Source organism: Ekhidna sp., from assembly GCF_965228795.1.
In the GTDB taxonomy this organism is placed as follows: domain Bacteria; phylum Bacteroidota; class Bacteroidia; order Cytophagales; family Cyclobacteriaceae; genus Ekhidna.
The window spans coordinates 997,119-1,013,255 of record NZ_OZ245839.1 but is presented as its reverse complement, the minus strand read 5'-3'; the positions used below and the strand labels follow the sequence as shown (position 1 = coordinate 1,013,255).

Annotated in this window: 14 protein-coding genes and 1 tRNA gene; 5 read left to right on the top strand and 10 right to left on the bottom strand. The window is 39.2% G+C overall.

Going from position 1 to position 16,137, the window contains the following annotated elements:
* Positions 1–3: 3 nt before the first annotated feature.
* From ACQK2H_RS04595 to ACQK2H_RS04580, 4 genes are all read right to left on the bottom strand, one after another.
* Positions 4–411: a hypothetical protein gene (locus ACQK2H_RS04595; RefSeq protein WP_425390294.1), complete on the bottom strand. Its 408-nt coding sequence runs from the start codon at positions 409–411 to the stop codon at positions 4–6.
* Positions 412–631: 220 nt separating this feature from the next.
* Positions 632–2,923, bottom strand: coding sequence for a Tex family protein (locus ACQK2H_RS04590; protein ID WP_425390293.1), 2,292 nt, complete (start codon positions 2,921–2,923; stop codon positions 632–634).
* A 169-nt stretch (positions 2,924–3,092) separates the two neighbouring features.
* Entirely contained in the window at positions 3,093–3,941 is an 849-nt protein-coding gene (locus ACQK2H_RS04585; protein ID WP_425393149.1) for a hypothetical protein, read from the bottom strand.
* Between the two features lie 184 nt (positions 3,942–4,125).
* Positions 4,126–6,618, bottom strand: coding sequence for a DUF5686 and carboxypeptidase regulatory-like domain-containing protein (locus ACQK2H_RS04580; protein ID WP_425390292.1), 2,493 nt, complete (start codon positions 6,616–6,618; stop codon positions 4,126–4,128).
* Between the two features lie 127 nt (positions 6,619–6,745).
* Here ACQK2H_RS04580 and ACQK2H_RS04575 point away from each other — a divergent pair, with 127 nt between their 5' ends.
* On the top strand, positions 6,746–7,543 hold the full coding sequence (locus ACQK2H_RS04575; RefSeq protein ID WP_425390291.1) for an SDR family oxidoreductase: 798 nt from the start codon (positions 6,746–6,748) through the stop codon (positions 7,541–7,543).
* Here ACQK2H_RS04575 and ACQK2H_RS04570 read toward each other — a convergent pair.
* A complete protein-coding gene (locus tag ACQK2H_RS04570) occupies positions 7,536–8,252 on the bottom strand; it encodes an SH3 domain-containing protein (protein ID WP_425390290.1) in 717 nt (238 codons plus the stop codon). The two genes, ACQK2H_RS04575 and ACQK2H_RS04570, sit on opposite strands and share 8 nt — an antisense overlap.
* Positions 8,253–8,347: 95 nt before the next feature.
* Between ACQK2H_RS04570 and ACQK2H_RS04565 the strand changes: the two genes are divergently transcribed.
* A tRNA-Lys gene (locus ACQK2H_RS04565) sits at positions 8,348–8,420 on the top strand.
* A gap of 401 nt (positions 8,421–8,821) precedes the next feature.
* Here the strand turns inward: ACQK2H_RS04565 and ACQK2H_RS04560 are convergent.
* On the bottom strand, positions 8,822–10,189 hold the full coding sequence (locus tag ACQK2H_RS04560) for a PAS domain-containing sensor histidine kinase (RefSeq protein WP_425390289.1): 1,368 nt from the start codon (positions 10,187–10,189) through the stop codon (positions 8,822–8,824).
* Between the two features lie 43 nt (positions 10,190–10,232).
* On the opposite strand from ACQK2H_RS04560, the gene ACQK2H_RS04555 reads away from it, so the two are divergent.
* Positions 10,233–10,379, top strand: a complete 147-nt coding sequence (locus tag ACQK2H_RS04555) for a hypothetical protein (protein WP_425390288.1) — start codon at positions 10,233–10,235, stop codon at positions 10,377–10,379.
* A gap of 187 nt (positions 10,380–10,566) precedes the next feature.
* Here the strand turns inward: ACQK2H_RS04555 and ACQK2H_RS04550 are convergent, their stop codons facing one another.
* Both ACQK2H_RS04550 and ACQK2H_RS04545 read right to left on the bottom strand, forming a co-directional pair.
* On the bottom strand, positions 10,567–12,210 hold the full coding sequence (locus ACQK2H_RS04550; RefSeq protein ID WP_425390287.1) for an ATP-binding protein: 1,644 nt from the start codon (positions 12,208–12,210) through the stop codon (positions 10,567–10,569).
* A gap of 28 nt (positions 12,211–12,238) precedes the next feature.
* A complete protein-coding gene (locus ACQK2H_RS04545; protein WP_425390286.1) occupies positions 12,239–12,613 on the bottom strand; it encodes a LytR/AlgR family response regulator transcription factor in 375 nt (124 codons plus the stop codon).
* A gap of 140 nt (positions 12,614–12,753) precedes the next feature.
* On the opposite strand from ACQK2H_RS04545, the gene ACQK2H_RS04540 reads away from it, so the two are divergent.
* The gene (locus tag ACQK2H_RS04540; protein ID WP_425390285.1) at positions 12,754–13,218 is read left to right on the top strand and encodes a hypothetical protein; all 465 of its coding nucleotides are present in this window, start codon (positions 12,754–12,756) and stop codon (positions 13,216–13,218) included.
* On the opposite strand, the gene ACQK2H_RS04535 is transcribed toward ACQK2H_RS04540, so the two are convergent.
* Positions 13,215–14,324, bottom strand: a complete 1,110-nt coding sequence (locus ACQK2H_RS04535; RefSeq protein ID WP_425390284.1) for an AI-2E family transporter — start codon at positions 14,322–14,324, stop codon at positions 13,215–13,217. The genes ACQK2H_RS04540 and ACQK2H_RS04535 overlap by 4 nt on opposite strands.
* 183 nt (positions 14,325–14,507) lie before the next feature.
* A complete protein-coding gene (locus ACQK2H_RS04530) occupies positions 14,508–15,098 on the bottom strand; it encodes a helix-turn-helix domain-containing protein (RefSeq protein WP_425390283.1) in 591 nt (196 codons plus the stop codon).
* Positions 15,099–15,230: 132 nt separating this feature from the next.
* Between ACQK2H_RS04530 and ACQK2H_RS04525 the strand changes: the two genes are divergently transcribed.
* On the top strand, positions 15,231–16,115 hold the full coding sequence (locus tag ACQK2H_RS04525; RefSeq protein ID WP_425390282.1) for an Abi-alpha family protein: 885 nt from the start codon (positions 15,231–15,233) through the stop codon (positions 16,113–16,115).
* Positions 16,116–16,137: the final 22 nt, after the last annotated feature.

Sequence of the window (16,137 nt, the reverse complement as noted above, 5' to 3'; positions counted from 1 at the left end):
GCATTAAGCTTCTTCTGTTTCTTTTTCTTTGCTCTGAGCTTCTACTTCTTCAGCAGATTCCTCAGTTTCAATTTCTTTTCGAGTAACAGTAAGTTTAAACTGCTTATCCATTTTAAACTCAAAAATTGCTTCTTCCAGCAGTGTTGCTGCCGTGTTTGATTTAAGAAGAATTTCTAACAAATCCTGAGCTACAACAGACATTTTAATGTTGTTCATAGCTCTTCTTTTGTGAGCTTCCAACGTAAACGAATGTCCACTTTTTTCCTTCGCATTTAAATCACGGAACTCATGAGGAATGAATTGATACTCTTGAGGAGCTTCAGAAGCGTCTCGCATCAATTTTAAAAGAACAGGTTTGTATTTGTTCCAAAGTAGTACGTAAAGGCTGTGATTTACTGGATATGAAGGCATCTTTTATAATTTTAAAAATCTCACAATCGATCCTGATAACAGATCGTACGCAGATGCAGAAAACTCAGTAGAATAAGTGGAAAATATCTGTACGATTGCTCTCCCCTCTCAACACCTCCGTCACTACAAAGGTAGGCATAATATATTGTCTGAGCTTCATACCAGCATATTTCCCACCAAAACGCCCGTAAAATCGGTAAATACGATAGATATTTTGGACTTAATTACCCCATTTTCCTTTTAGCATGGCAAGTTTTGCTTGCAAATCACCGTCTGGAATTTTTTCCTCTTTTGGCTTATTAGATCGTCGATTTGGTTGATCCCCCTGAGTCTTATTTCGTTGATTTCTTTTCTCCGATCGTTTAACCTGAGGTGCGTCTCCTTTCATTGATAAAGAGATTCTTTTTCTTGCCACATCTACTTCCAGAACAGTTACCTGCACCTTCTGTCCAAGCTTTACCACCTGAGCGGGATCAGAAACGAACGAATTGGAAAGGTGGCTAACATGAACCAGGCCATCCTGATGAACTCCTACATCTACAAAAGCGCCGAACTTAGTAATGTTGGTCACTACCCCAGGCAGCTTCATCCCTTCTTTCAGGTCAGTGATTTCGTTTACACCATCCTGAAATTGTACAGCTTCAAATTGATCTCTTGGATCTCTTCCCGGCTTATCCAACTCCTCTATGATATCTTTCAATGTTGGAAGTCCAACCTCGTCAGACACATAGCTTTTCAAATTGACTTTTTTTCTCAGCTCCGTGCTGGTCATCAGATCTTTGACTGTAGCCTGTGCATCTTTAGCCATTTGCTCCACCAGCGAATATCGCTCCGGGTGAACAGCACTTTTATCCAGTGGGTTAGCAGCTCCTTCAATTCGTAAAAATCCTGCAGCTTGCTCAAAAGCTTTATCTCCCAAACGAGGTACTTTCTTTAGCGCTTCACGAGACTTGAAAGGCCCATTTTCATTTCGAAACTTCACAATATTTTCAGCAATGCTGGCCCCAAGTCCGGAAACATAGGTCAATAACTGCTTACTTGCCGTATTCAACTCTACGCCTACGTTGTTTACACAGGCCATTACCACATCATCTAAAGACTTTTTCAGAGCAGTTTGATCCACATCATGCTGGTACTGGCCTACTCCAATGGATTTCGCATCAATTTTCACAAGCTCTGCCAATGGATCCATCATTCTACGACCAATTGAAACAGACCCTCTCACCGTTACATCCTCATTTGGAAATTCTTCACGCGCCGCTTCAGAAGCAGAATAAATGGAAGCACCGCTTTCATTCACCATTGCCACAATTACACTGGATGGTAAACCCAGCTTCTTTACGAACGACTCTGTCTCTCGACTTGCTGTACCATTTCCGATTGCAATGGCTTCAACTTTATGCTTTTCTACCAGATGTTTTACAGTTTCTCCTGCTCTCACTGTGTCTCTCTGAGGCTCGTTAGGGTAAATAGCTGTAAACTCCAATAACTTCCCTTGCTTATCAAGGCACACTACTTTACAGCCTGTTCTAAATCCCGGATCTATAGCCATCACAGCCTTTTGTCCCAATGGAGCAGACATTAGCAGTTGCTTCAGATTTTCAGCAAAAACAGTAATTGCTTCTTCATCTGCCTTTTTCTTGCTTTCCATTCGCACCTCTGTTTCGATACTTACACTCATCAAGCGTTTATAAGAATCTTTAATAGCGACGGCTACTTGCTCACTTGCTTCTGTATTTCCATTAATGAAAGTTCTTTCGATGATATCTAAGGCTTCCTCCTCTTCCGGAGCAATGTTCATAGATAAGAACCCTTCCTTCTCTCCTCTTCGGATGGCAAGTAATCTGTGTGAAGGAATCTTAGCAATGGATTCATCCCATTCAAAATAGTCTTTGTACTTCTGGGCATCAGCATCCTTCTCTTTACTCTTCAATACTTTAGAAGTAATAATGCCTTTCTTCATGAACAACTCACGTATTTTCTGACGTGTCTCGGCATGCTCATTGATCGTCTCAGCAATGATATCTCGTGCTCCCTGAAGTGCTTCCTCTTCTGATTCTACGCCTTTCTCCGAGTCGATATACTTCGTTGCTTCAGATTGGATATCAAAATTGCCCTGATCAAGAATTTTGATGGCAAGTGGTTCCAGCCCTTTTTCTTTGGCTACACTGGCCCTGGTTTTTCGCTTTGGCTTGTACGGAAGGTATAGGTCTTCAAGGGCAGTCATTGTCTGCGCCTCATTTATTTTCTTCTCCAGTTCCGGTGTGAGCTTCTCCTGTTCTTTAATCGACTTGAGTATGGCCTCTCTTCGGCTATCCAAATCACGAAGCTGCTGAATGCGATCCCTGATACCTGCTACCTGTAAGTCATCCAGACTTCCTGTTACTTCCTTCCGATACCTTGAAATAAAGGGCACTGTAGCTCCTTCGTCTAATAGCCCCACAGTAGCCACAACTTGTTTTGGCGTAATATTTAGCTCACTCGCAATTCGTTCTTCGTGTCTCATTGTCATGTCATTCTGAAATATTCCAGAACCTTTTAGTAAATGATTTTTTCTTTAGTTAAACCCATGCAACAAATACGGGTGATGGGTGATAATTTCCTTGTAGAAATGGTCGCCAAAAATAATCGGAAGTACTTTGATGCGACAGGAAAAATGAAAAGAGTTATCCACCGATTACCTATTTATGTAAGGGGATTGTAACGCCGAGAATTGGAAGGCCAATTGCATCCGCATTTCCGGTGCGCATTATGCCATATTCAAGGCTACTCCTACCAATGATAGACCTAGCTCCAATAAAAGTGAGCAGCTCATTATCAATCAAATAATTCTCCATCATCAAATAAAAGTTTTTACTAACTCTAATCACACCATCAATATTGAGAAAGATTTCAGAAAATTCGCCATTCACAAACCCACTACCTGCTCCGAGTGAAATATTTTTATCTCTAGGACCTACTGTTGTTACCCCGTATAAAAACCCAAAGGTTTCTCCTTCAGCAGTGCCAATAACCGCACCTCCACCAGCATTCAACTTGTTTTCTATTATTGGTGTGGATAATCTCGCCGTAACCCAAATTGGAGCAAAATCTGAAAAGAGAAATGTACTTAGAACCCCGACACCAATTGAGAAATTATCCGTGACACCATAAGAAAGATTATTGAAGAGAATCCAAATGTTTTGATAATAACCCTCTCCTTTCTTAAGCCCGTAGGCGCTATTGAGTGTGAGATAATTTACGGTTTGAAACTGGTAGGGCCAACCATTAACTCCATTCTGCTCATGACTAATTTCCGTCATTGATTTAACCTGTTTGGTGGAAATAGATATCATTCCGAGACTTGAGGTTTTAAACTCAATGGTATCCGAATTATGTTTCTGAATAGTCCCTACATATTGATTACCATCTTTTGTGATAATTCTGTAAAGTGTGGTGTCACTAGATTCCTTCTTTCCTTCCTGTCCTAAACAATTATTTGATAGAGAAAGAAAAAATATGAGTAAAAAGGTGAATGGGTGAAGTTTCATAGTTGTGAGTTAGTAGGTTGACTTTAATTACTAGTAAAACTAGTTGCTTTGCTCCCCCAACGATCAACTGTAAAATATTTAAGCAACCTTCTTAGTTGCAGGATGGAAAGTGATTAATTGCATTGACTCATGATGTATTTGGGGATGATTCACTAGATCGATTAAATGACCATCTTGGAAATGGTTAAAACCCTACGCCTATTCTTAAACCACTCCCAAAGAAATCCCCGTTTCTAAAGGCCCAGTAATAATCCACCCGCATAAATTTGAAAATATGCTCTATCCCGGCTCCCAGCTCCACGTATTGTCCGATCGTTTCATTTGTGAGATAATTAGCTGCAGCAACCGCCTGTAAGTTTAGCTTCTTCACTAATGGGATTTTATTAAATATGAATTCGTTAAAATGGTGCTCATAGTGGGCTTCAAAAAATGGCTTGGTGGTACTGAACTGATAAAATGGCAACAATTCGAATTTGAGAGGCTCATCTACCTGACTAAGCGAAGTTTGGTTTCCTGAAAAATGTCGAAAATCAACGAAAGTGATTGATTTGTCATTGAGAAATCCACCTGCTGCTATTGCGTAATTACTCGTGCCCACCAGTCCCAAACTCATTTCATCGGTAACCTTTACTTCCACAAAATCAAAATTCACATCGCTACCAAGGGTTTTTATTCCTTTCCTATAAGTGACATATACCTCCGGGTATTTGGAGCTGTATACAAACTTTCGATCAGGTCGTGTAGCATACGTCTGCTTAAATCGAAACCTGAATGTCATATCAAAAACCAATGCCTGATGACGGTCAAATCCTGTTTGAGCCAATTCCATGTTTGCAGGCTGATTACTTGTGAAATTTGTTTTCTCTTCAGATGCCCAAGTAAAATCTGTCGTGTTGGTCAATGTATCTCGCTGTGCATACTCGAGTTTGGTATTTAACAGAATGCCATTTTTTACCTCTTGCTGGTAGCGGAAATAGCCAAATGATTTTTGAAAGATCTTCATGAAATTCTCTCCATTTACTAACGTCACGTAGCTATTAATAAACGGAGTGATGGACTCTGATTCATCAAACTGAGAAATGTACCTACCGCCTCCTGCGTAGAAACGAGTGAACTTATTATCCAACTTTCGATAGCTCCCTTCGAGTTTAGCATTGAATTTTTCATTTGAAAAACCGTACCGAATCGCTGGGCGAATCCAATATTTGGTTCTGCCATCGATTTGCTTCCAAATAGTGGGTTGAATTTCAGGCACAAATCCCTCCACAGTATTGAATTGAAAAATACTGATGACGGCTGGTAATGACCAGTACTTTTCTTCCACACTGTTGAAGTGAGTAAAGCCGGATAAAAAGATCTTTCCAAGTGTGATTTTATTTCGCTCAGCGTCCACTGAATCCTTATAAGGCACACTCTCTTTTACCAATCGAATGCTGTCCTTGACCTGATAATCTTCAGCCTCGACGGTGGTCAGTGGTACTGGCCGTATGTTTCTCCAATAGGTAGTATCCCGCTCATTTGAACCCTCCTCTACTACTAGTACCTCAGGAGTGAAGTCTTTTTCTACAAACAGATCCTTTTCTTCTTTTTCCCCAAATTTTTGTTCGTATAGATCTGCCTTACGATAGGCTTCATAGTTTGGCTCTACTTCATAGTTGGAATACACACCGATGTAATAACCGCTACCCTTGAAACCAAAAGCTCCAAATCTGAAGGAGTATTTTTGAGAAATTGGCATCCAAATATCATATTCCGTAGGAGCAAAAACCTGGTTGATTTTCAAAGAATCTATGAACTCAAGCCCTCTCGCTTTAGTAACGAACAAATCGATGGTATGGAACCGCCATTCATCTTCTACGATATAGACTATCCCCTCAAACACCGGGTCCGTAGACCGTTTAGGAATTACCTTGATTTTATTTATCAGTTTGCCATTTTCCTCAAAGAATCCCAGCCATTCAAAATCATAAAAAAGGAATGATTGCGGAGCAATAGGTGACACAAACTCACGCTCCATATCCAGGTCAATGAATTTATTGTAGGCATTGATGTTAAAGTCAGAAGCACGGTTGAAGCTAAAACCCTGCTCATTACCACTCACCTTCGAACTAATCATTCGTTCGGATACTTTATCAGGGAGCTCAAAAGAAAACCTGGAAACAGATTCTGATAGATACAAAATGCCTGTATCCACAGTTACTTGTTGCCCAAGTATTTTATCTGGCTTATCGTCAAGTCTGAACAGCCCTTTTAAATATGCATCGGTCTTGAAAGCTTTTACTTCACTTTCATAGAACTTCCTCAGTTTGATCGCCTCTCGGATCACTCGATATGCCGGATCTTCATCCCCGGCAGTAACGATGACTTCCTTTAGTTGTAAGGCCTGTTCGCTTAGCTCAAAGTCATATCTGATGGTTTGATTTTGACTGATCGTGACTTGCTTTTCAAAAACTTTATATCCTACGTGTTGTGCCACAATCGTATGGGAGCCGGGAGGAGTCTTTAAGAAATACTGACCTTCGCTATTTGAGGTCGTTCCATTGGTGGTTCCTTTAATATAAACAGTAGAAAAAGGGAGTGGCTCCCCGGAAGCACTTTTGGTAAATCCCCTGATTCCTGTCTGTGAAAAAGCATGGATATATAAAATTGTAAAAAACGCTAGGGTAAGAATTCTCATTAGGCTTGTGAAAAGGTTTTAGTGATAATGCATAAAGCTCCCATTAGGTTGCATCTTTGCGTTTCTTCAAAAAGTTTTTCAATGTGAGTTAACTTGGCAAAAGTTATACCATAAGGTAAAATTGAGCATGCAAAAAGTAGCAATAATAACAGGAGGTTCATCGGGAATAGGTAAATCATTGGTGTTAAAATACGCGAATGAAGGATATGCGGTAGTATTTACCGGCAGGAATGGAGAACGTATGGCGCAAGTGGTTTCTGAATTGGGTGAACGGCCTCACCTTGCACTGGAATTAGACGCAGCTGACAAAGAGGACAATAGAAAAATGGTAGATGAAACCATTAAGAAATACGGAAGAATTGATGTACTCATCTGTAACGCCGGCATTTCTATGCGTGCCTTGTTTGAAGATGTAGAGCTTGATGTTTTCAAGCAGCTCATGGATATCAATTTTTATGGAGCAATATACGCGACCAAGTTTGCCCTGCCTCATTTACTAGATTCCAAAGGGACCATCATTGCAATTTCATCAATTAATGGATGGCGGTCTACTCCAGCGAGAACCGCTTACTCATCTTCAAAATTTGCCATGCAAGGATTTTTTGAGGCACTAAGAACCGAAGTGATGACCAGGGGGGTAAACGTCTTGGTTGTTTGCCCCGGCTTCACCAGCTCCAACATTAGAAATGCAGCATTAACTGCCGATGGCAAAGCACAGGGAGAGTCACCTCGCAACGAGAAAAAAATGATGACCTCTGAAGAAGTGGCAGAACGAACGTTTAATGCCGCCAGAAAAAAGAAACGTGATTTGATTTTAACCTTTGAAGGTAAAATGGCTGTGCTGCTGAACAAGATCATCCCATCGAGACTAGACAAAATGATCTATAACATGATGAAAAAGGAGCCGGATAATCCGCTTAAATGATTTTAAGTCTGGCGTTTCGAATAAAGACTTCTTTCCCGTCCCATTGAACTTTTGTCCAGACATTATCCTGATCGATAATTGTTAGTTTATGTCCCTTTGGTAGTATCTCAATTGGTTCTGCACCTGCTGATGGACCTGACCGAAGAAGCGTATTGTCAGCAATAATAATTCCCTGCTTCGTTGGATTAATATTATTAACACCTAAGATGAACAGGAGAATAATAATTTGAATCACTCCTGCTGCTAATGCCGGCTCCTCCATTTTAGATTTTCTGAAAATATAGACGAGTAATAAAACAGAAATAGAAATCAATATTAGAAGCATCTGCGCTCTGTACTTGCTGAGCAAAGCCAAGAAATAATCTGTGTCGTTATAAGAAAACCCTCTCAACTCATGGGCTTCTACCAGTTCTTCAATCTTACCAATGACCTGCCTGTCTGCAGATGCAGCGTAATATTTATCCAGGAAATAAAGTGCTTCTGCATAGTTTCCAAGCCCATCCTGGATAAAAGCCATCTTCAAAAGCATTGCGGATGTAAACTGTCCTGACGAGTAAATTTCTTCATACACATCAAAAGCTTCTGTGTATTGCTGCTGATTAAATAAAGAATCCCCCTGATCTAAGGTGGTGTTTTGAGCGCTTAAATCAAGAAATTGAACATAGAATAAAATTCCTACAAATAATCTCACGTTTATTCGGTCAATCATGTGGTATTATTAATTAAGATTTCTATTTTTGCATCCGCAATTTAAGGCAAGGGTCTTGAATTGCACTTCTTTTTATACGAAAGGAGATTATAAATGACTGGCTAGCTCAGTTGGTAGAGCAACGCCCTTTTAAGGCGTGGGTCCTGGGTTCGAGCCCCAGGCCAGTCACACTTTAAGCCTCAACAATAGTTGGGGCTTTTTTTTGTATCATTTGGGCGAGAAGTCTATCCCGTAAGAACGAAAGTGATCTACGGGAAGCCCCAGGCCAGTCACACTTTAAGCCTCAACAATAGTTGGGGCTTTTTTTTGTATCATTTGGGCGAGAAGTCTATCCCGTAAGAACGAAAGTGATCTACGGGAAGCCCCAGACCAGTCACACTTTAAGCCTCAACGATAGTTGGGGCTTTTTTTGTATCATTTTGGGCGAGAAGTCTATCCCGTAAGAACAAAGTGATCTAAGGGAAGCCCCAGGCCAATCACCCAACCAATCCCAACACATCTTCAAGCGTCTAATTGAAAAAGCCCCAGCTAATAATTTAACTGAGGCTTTAATTCTTCCCTTAGCTGATTTATCCCTTAGCTGATTTAGGAATTTTTATCTGAATCTTCGTCCCTCTATTCGGTTCACTTGAAACAGAGATGTTACAATTATTTTTCTCAAGCAAACCCAGACTTAGACTGAGACCTAAACCGGCTCCCATTTCCTTATCTGTACCTGCTTTTGACTTCTGTATTTCTTTTTTGATGATGGACTGAATCTGATCTGATGTCATGCCGATCCCGGAATCTTCAATGCTTACAATTGTTTCCGACTCGTTTTGATTGCCTACCACCTGAACATAACCGCCTCCATTGGTATACTTAATTGCATTATGAATCAGGTTACGAATCGCTACCTTAAAATGATTTTCATCGATCCAGGCCTCCATTTCTTTCGGAGTGTCGATTTTAAAATCAATATTTTTCTTAACTATCAAAGTGTGAAATAGATCTGCATTCTCCTTTACCACATTATTCACGTTCACCCTGGCAGGATATGCGCTGATACCTCCAAGCTGCATCCGTGCCCACTCCAATAATTCATCGACTGTGGCTGTAAGACTAGAAAGGCGCTGCTTCAAACTGGATTGATATTCTAAAAATTGCTCTTTTGAGATTACATCATCATGATTCAGGTTCAAAATGCTATGGAATAGATTCAATGGGCTTTTGATATCATGAGCAATGATCGAAAACAATTTGTCTTTGGTTTCATTTGCAACCTGCAAGGCTCGATGTGCCTTTACCAGTTCACTCACATCATCCACGCATATAGCCACTGATTCCACTTCTCCATCGGCATTTACGATTGGTTCATATTTTCCATTTGCTGATATAATCGACCCATCCGGCATAGTGCTTTCTTCTAAGAAAGAAACTTGCGTTTGGGTGTTTATCGACTCCTGAAACATTGGTTCATGCTTTTCGAAAATATCTTCAGTCAATACTTCCCTTCTGCTTCGACCAATTAAATCCCTTCGTTTATATCCAAACCGATCGGCATAGTTTTGATTTACAAGGATGAATTTACCTTCCGTATCTACCAGCGCCATCAAAATAGGCGCATTATCCAATAAGGACCTCAGCGTTTGCTCATGCTGATCTGAACGATCGAAGGCTTTAACCAAAATGGACCTAAACACAAACAAGAATAGGTACAAAATAGAAGCGACAACCAGGTTATTGACTAGTGTCATCCAATAGGCAACTCCCAGCTCCACCCCCTGTAAATCCAATAAATAGACCTTAAGGCTTATAAAAACACCGAAAATCACCCAATACGCGACATGTTTACTAATCCCATCAACCAGAAACATGGATATCGCCATGGCAGCAAATAATAAGTTTTCAGTATCTACAAATAACAGTTGATCACCATAAACTAACGTGCTTCCCATTATAAGCGTGACCCCAGTGAAAATAAAATATCGCTTTGAAAATATGATTTTACCTTTCCTGTTAAAAAAAAGTGATAATGAAAGCAAGATCGTAGCAGAAAGACTTAAGGCAGGCTGTAATGATAAACCCAGGGCAATGGTCACCAATGTCAAACAAGCACAGGATGCCATGCAGAAGAGTATCAGGTAATTAAATAGCGCAATCCTCCTCTTTTCCAAAGGGGTGGAGGCATAGTGCATGCCCGTCCTTAGTATATTTTTAAAGGAAAGCGAATTCATGGTGAATTAGGTGAACGCTGGGTTTCGTCTAGTTGATATGAGAAATTGCAAAAAAGTAACCTGCTGTTGTGAAGTTTTTATTCGATCGTTTAAACAACTTAGTTCTTTTGCAACCTGTAAGGAATTAGAATTTTTATTTCAGTCCCATTGTTCGGTTCGCTGGATATGCTCACGGTGCAGTTGTTTTTCTCAAGCAATCCAAGGCTCAAACTTAGCCCCAGACCTGTGCCAAGCTCGCCCCCGGTTCCACTCCTGGAGTTTTGAAGCTCCTTTTTCATAATAGAATTAATTTTTTTCAGATCCATTCCTACTCCGGTATCCTTTATTGACATGGTGATTTTATCGTCATTCTTTCTTACCAGGGTAGACACCTCCCCATCCTTAGGAGTAAATTTTAGCGCATTGTGTAACAGGTTTCGAACAGAAATTTTAAAATGATTTTCATCGATCCAGGCATCTAAATCTTTTGGCACGTCAACCTTTAATTTGATCTTTTTCTTATGGACGAGCTCTTTATAAAGAGAGACATTACTTTCAATAACCTGATTGACATTTACTTTAGATGGGTTCGCATTAATTCCATCGAGCTGCGATCTAGCCCACTCTAACAATGTATTCACTGTCTCTCTTAATGCGCTAAGTTTTTCCTTTACTTTCTCCTGATGTTCAAGAAATTCTTCGTTGGTAATAACTCCATCCTTAGAAACATTGATTAAGCCTTCAAACAGATCCAATGGACCTCTGATATCATGAGCTACGATAGAGAACAAACGATCCTTGGTGTCATTTGCTTCTTTCAATTTAATCTTTGCTGTCTCCAGTTTGGAAACATCATTTACAAATACGGTTGCCCCTAAAATTTTTCCTTCGTTCGATTTTATGGGAACATATTTACCACCAGCATAAAAACTACTCCCATCCGGCATATCTGTTTTTTCCAGGAATTCTGGACTTGCACCATTCAACGCTGCTTTGACCATGGGCAAATGTGTATTAAGAATATTAGCAGGAAGCACCTCTTCTACACGAGATCCAATAATTTTATCTCTTGCCATACCAAAAGCTTTTTCATAATTAAGATTTACCATCTTGTACCTAAAGTCTTTATCAATTAGGGCAATAAATAGAGGAACATTGTCGATCATCGAGTACATGATCTCATCCTTCGTTTTCATACGAACGAATGCTTTCATCAAAGAGGACCTAAAGGAATCAGCAAACAAGAAAAGCAGCAGGCAGAGAATACTTGTATTTTGAAGACCCAGATAAAAATCAAGATTGTAGGGTAGGCCCTGAAAGTCATGCTTGACAAACTTCAGCCACATGAGTAATAAGTAAATGGACAGGTATCCAATATAGCGCCACCTGCCATCAAATAGTAGGTATATAACAGCCATAAAACCGATCAGAATATTCTCTGTCTCGTTGAACCTTCCTTGTCTAAATGCCACAAATGAGGCTGCAATAAGTATACTAACTGATAGGAAAACGTAAGTAAATCGGGCTGCAAGGTATTGCTTGCGATGATTTAGAATAAGTGCCAAAAGGAATGAAACACCTCCTAACCCAGTCACCACGTATTGAGGGTATAGGCCTTCGAAGATTATAAGAATGGTGACTGAAATTGCTACCAAAAAAGTAGCTATGGCCAGATTGTTAACAAACAATACCCGTCTGTATTCTAAAGGGTCAGATATCCCCTCTAAGCCCGCATGGTTAATCTTTCTAAAAACGCTCTTCATCTACAGGGTGTTTGTACCCTGCCAGCTCTTAATGTTCTTTCAATTTAATGCATTTATGAATAGCATTAATTAATTGCTCTGCATTTTTGAGTGGCTTTTGGATGAAGGCCACATAATCTACTTCGTAATTCTCCATTACTTCTTCCGGATGACTGGAGATGACGATTGTCATTGGTTTGTGATCACTTATTTCGAGTACTTCCGGTCCTTCTAGCCCGGAAATATTGATATCCAGTAGTAAAACATCGGGCTTATCAATGTCTATTCGCTTTGCAGCGTCCAGCGTATTATCAGAAATGCCAATGAGCTTCATCTGAGGCACTTTAGCCATGACCACTTTCAGTATTTCTACAAAGGCAGGGTCGTCCTCAATGATTAAGTATTGGTATTCTTGATTGCTCAATGTGCTAGATTTCTTTTATTCAAGTTAAGGTGGTTAAAAATAGAACTTTTTCACTGATCAAAAAACCAATCACCGGGATGTTAAAATCTCATTCTTAAATAAGATTCAAATCCATTATCTTAAATAAATATTTATGATCTATGAAACAGCCGCTAGCACTCCGTTTTGACCGTATTGTTAAAGAAAATCTTCCAAAAAGAAGCGAAATGATGCAGGTTCTAAAAGAAAGCGCCATTGACTCAAGTATTTTTTATGAGAAAGGTAATGGAGTCAGATCTGTTCTTGAGCATACCGGCCGTTTAACCGATTTTAAAGGGATTTATGGTTTTATCGAAAACGACAAGTTGGTCTTTATTGATGAATCATCCTACGTCATTCGTAGGCTTATCCGTCAGTTTAAGGGCAATAGCAAGTATCAGATGAAACTAGCCCACCTCATGCTGGATTACCATGGTTCACAATCGGACTACACGGCCAAGGATGCACTGGCCGCCATGAAAAAAATGAAAATTGTCTTTATGGACGTTCCTGATGATTTAGAAAGGCAAATAACTACGCTTTATTTGCAATGCCAATATGAATGCAGATACAATCGGTTTGATTAATCGAATGACTTAAGTTTTTCAACCAGCATTTCTATGGCGCTTTTCTCTGGTGCTCTTTGAACTTCTGTAATCCGCTCACCTATCAGTGAGGCCACCGGCTCCAACTCTTCATAATGACTACATACAACTTTTAGCATGGCAACCAATGGCAAGAAAAGGATCATACCTGCTATGCCCCACAAAAATCCTCCGGCAATAAGCGAGAAAATGGAGAAAAGTGCATTTATCTGCATATTCCCACCTACAATTTTAGGATTAAGGAAATTGCCTTCAATGAACTGTATGAACCAAAAAATAAGAATTACTCCAAGCGGATACCAGTAGCTATCGAAGGCCACAAATGCATAAATGGTAGGGATGAGCCCACCAAGTGTGGTTCCCACATAGGGAATAATAGCAAGTAATGCAGCCAAAAACCCAAAGAAAAAGGCATAGTCCATCCCCAGAATTAAAAGGCCAACTGTATTGAGTACACCAAGTACTAAAATGAGTAGCAGCATTCCTGTAAAGTATTGCTGACCTACCTTCTGCACCTCTCGGAGCATATTGATAAATGATTTGCGCTTTTTCTTATCTGCAAAACGTGTCAGAGCTTCTGTTAAATGCTCACTATAAAACAGAATAAGAAATGTGTAAATAGATGCCAGAACCACAAATGATAGAAAGGATCCCGTTACACTTACCGTATCGGAAATGATCAAAAAACTACTGTCTGAAAACACATTGGTTAGCCGATCTAAAATGGTTTGCGATTCAATGTCAGGAATGATTTGAACTTTGTCATTTAAGAAGGTCACTGACTTTTCTAATGTCTCCCTGAGTTTTTCCAGGAAGTTGGAATACTGGCTTGCCATATTGATGATTTGGGCAGAGAAGAGTACCAATACTCCGGAAAAAAGTATAAAAACTCCACCCATAGTCAGGATGATCCCCAGGACTTTTTTAAGTCCTTTTTTTGTCAACCATTTTACGATAGGATATAATATGAAAGCAAACAGCATCGCAAAGAATACCGGCACCAGCATGCTCTTTGCAAAATGCATGATAGCTACAATTCCAATAATGGAAGCGATGGCATAAAAAAACTTACTGAATGATAGGTTCATATGTACTGTTTCAGAAAGTCAAAGGTACATTCTGAAAACACAAAAGGACATGCGGGGAATAAAAAATCCTTGAACATGTAAAACTCATTGCTGAGAAGACTGGACTATACAACGAGTGGGTTTTAGGTCCAGCTGAGTAGTGTGAAAAAACCTTTCGAGTTCAAGGATACCTCGGTTTTATGCTTAATTAATAAGATCATCATAATTAAGCTCCTGCTTTAGATATTGAATGTAACGTAGCTCATCAATATTGAACTTGGTCGCCTCGGAAAGAGAAATGAATTTATCAAGTCCTTGGATTAACCATTCAAGTTCAACATTAAAGTAATTTGTAAGAATTCCTAATGTTGAATTGTTTGGCACTCTATCACCTTCACACCAATAAGTTACAGTAGTGGAACTTAAATTGAGATCTTTAGATAATTGAAGTGGAGTAATTTTATTGTTCCAAAGTAGCCAAACAAGCTTTTCGGGGAATGAACTATGGAACGACTTTATCAAATCTTCTTTTGTTGTATATAGATCACCTTGATCAAATTTTAACCATAGATAGGACACGTTAAGGTGAAATGATAGCTGCTGAATAACTCCTAGTCTGGGATAAGCCTTACCTCTACAGTAATAGGATATTTCAGGCTGACTAACACTTATTAGATCACTAAGTCTTAGTTGAGTCATAGATCGTAGGCTCATAGCTCTTTTGATTCTTTGATCAAAACCTTGCATTAGTTGGTGGCGAACTGAATTCTTGTATTTATCGGTAGATTGTGACATTTGATAAGTTCTATACTATAATAATGCCAAATTGAGTTTTTGGAAAAACGATCCTTTGAGTTCAGGAATACGACCGTTTTATTATACTTTAATAAAGTAAAGAGTTATATTTAATTTATTCGAATAAAAAACATGTCTGAGAAAAATAATGTCGGTATAGACATCTTTGGAATTGGTGAATTAAGTAAAAACTCAATGGAGATTTTGAAATTAATTTACCCTGATGTTTTAAAACCAGGCTTAAGTCAAGTAGGAAAGGCATTGGGTGATGTATTGGAGTTTAGCGTTTTGCCAACACTTTTATTAAAGGGGGTATCCGAAAAGGCTAAAATACACTTCATAAGGCATATGGATAAATATAGAGAAAAAATGAGTGGAGTTCAGGAGTCAGAGGTTATAGAACCCCCTACAGAAATTTCTCTAGAAATTCTAGAGCATTTGTCCAAAGTAAAGGATGAGAAACTTGCCGATCTTTTTATTGATCTACTATCAAAAGCATCTAATAAAGCTACTGTTAGCCACATACACCCAAGGTATGTTTACGTTTTAAAGCAAATTTCTAGTGATGAGGCAATAATATTGAGAAGTTTGATGAAAAGGCATTGGTTCCCCATATTGAAGTTTAAGACTTATGATTCAAGATTTTTTATATATCTACTTGATGAAAATTGTATGAATGATATAAAGAACAAAAAGGCCATTAGTCTGTACTGGAACAATCTCGAATCTTTAGGAATACTGAAGGTGGATGATCAGGTTAAAACAGAAGGATTTGGGGTGAGTCTGGATTTAAAATCCAAAATAGAATTAATTGATAATTATATCAACCCTCAAACTGATGTTATTCAAAGATATATTCAATCTGGCTCTACTGTTTCCCAATCAGATGGTGAAGAATTTGTAAGTATGAGAAATACGGAACACTCGATTAAAATAGATCAGCCGTTTTCATATTCAACTTGTACCCAATTTGGAATTAACTTTTTATATGCACTGAAAATCGAAGTTAAAGTGTAAAGAAACGAGGCTTTGAGTCTCA

Coding starts and splice junctions, on each gene's coding strand:
- ACQK2H_RS04595 (WP_425390294.1), bottom strand. CDS start 411: ATGCCTTCATATCCAGTAAATCACAGCCTTTACGTACTACTTTGGAAC.
- ACQK2H_RS04590 (WP_425390293.1), bottom strand. CDS start 2,923: ATGACAATGAGACACGAAGAACGAATTGCGAGTGAGCTAAATATTACG.
- ACQK2H_RS04585 (WP_425393149.1), bottom strand. CDS start 3,941: ATGAAACTTCACCCATTCACCTTTTTACTCATATTTTTTCTTTCTCTA.
- ACQK2H_RS04580 (WP_425390292.1), bottom strand. CDS start 6,618: ATGAGAATTCTTACCCTAGCGTTTTTTACAATTTTATATATCCATGCT.
- ACQK2H_RS04575 (WP_425390291.1), top strand. CDS start 6,746: ATGCAAAAAGTAGCAATAATAACAGGAGGTTCATCGGGAATAGGTAAA.
- ACQK2H_RS04570 (WP_425390290.1), bottom strand. CDS start 8,252: ATGATTGACCGAATAAACGTGAGATTATTTGTAGGAATTTTATTCTAT.
- ACQK2H_RS04560 (WP_425390289.1), bottom strand. CDS start 10,189: ATGGGAAGCACGTTAGTTTATGGTGATCAACTGTTATTTGTAGATACT.
- ACQK2H_RS04555 (WP_425390288.1), top strand. CDS start 10,233: ATGATTTTACCTTTCCTGTTAAAAAAAAGTGATAATGAAAGCAAGATC.
- ACQK2H_RS04550 (WP_425390287.1), bottom strand. CDS start 12,210: ATGAAGAGCGTTTTTAGAAAGATTAACCATGCGGGCTTAGAGGGGATA.
- ACQK2H_RS04540 (WP_425390285.1), top strand. CDS start 12,754: ATGAAACAGCCGCTAGCACTCCGTTTTGACCGTATTGTTAAAGAAAAT.
- ACQK2H_RS04535 (WP_425390284.1), bottom strand. CDS start 14,324: ATGAACCTATCATTCAGTAAGTTTTTTTATGCCATCGCTTCCATTATT.
- ACQK2H_RS04530 (WP_425390283.1), bottom strand. CDS start 15,098: ATGTCACAATCTACCGATAAATACAAGAATTCAGTTCGCCACCAACTA.
- ACQK2H_RS04525 (WP_425390282.1), top strand. CDS start 15,231: ATGTCTGAGAAAAATAATGTCGGTATAGACATCTTTGGAATTGGTGAA.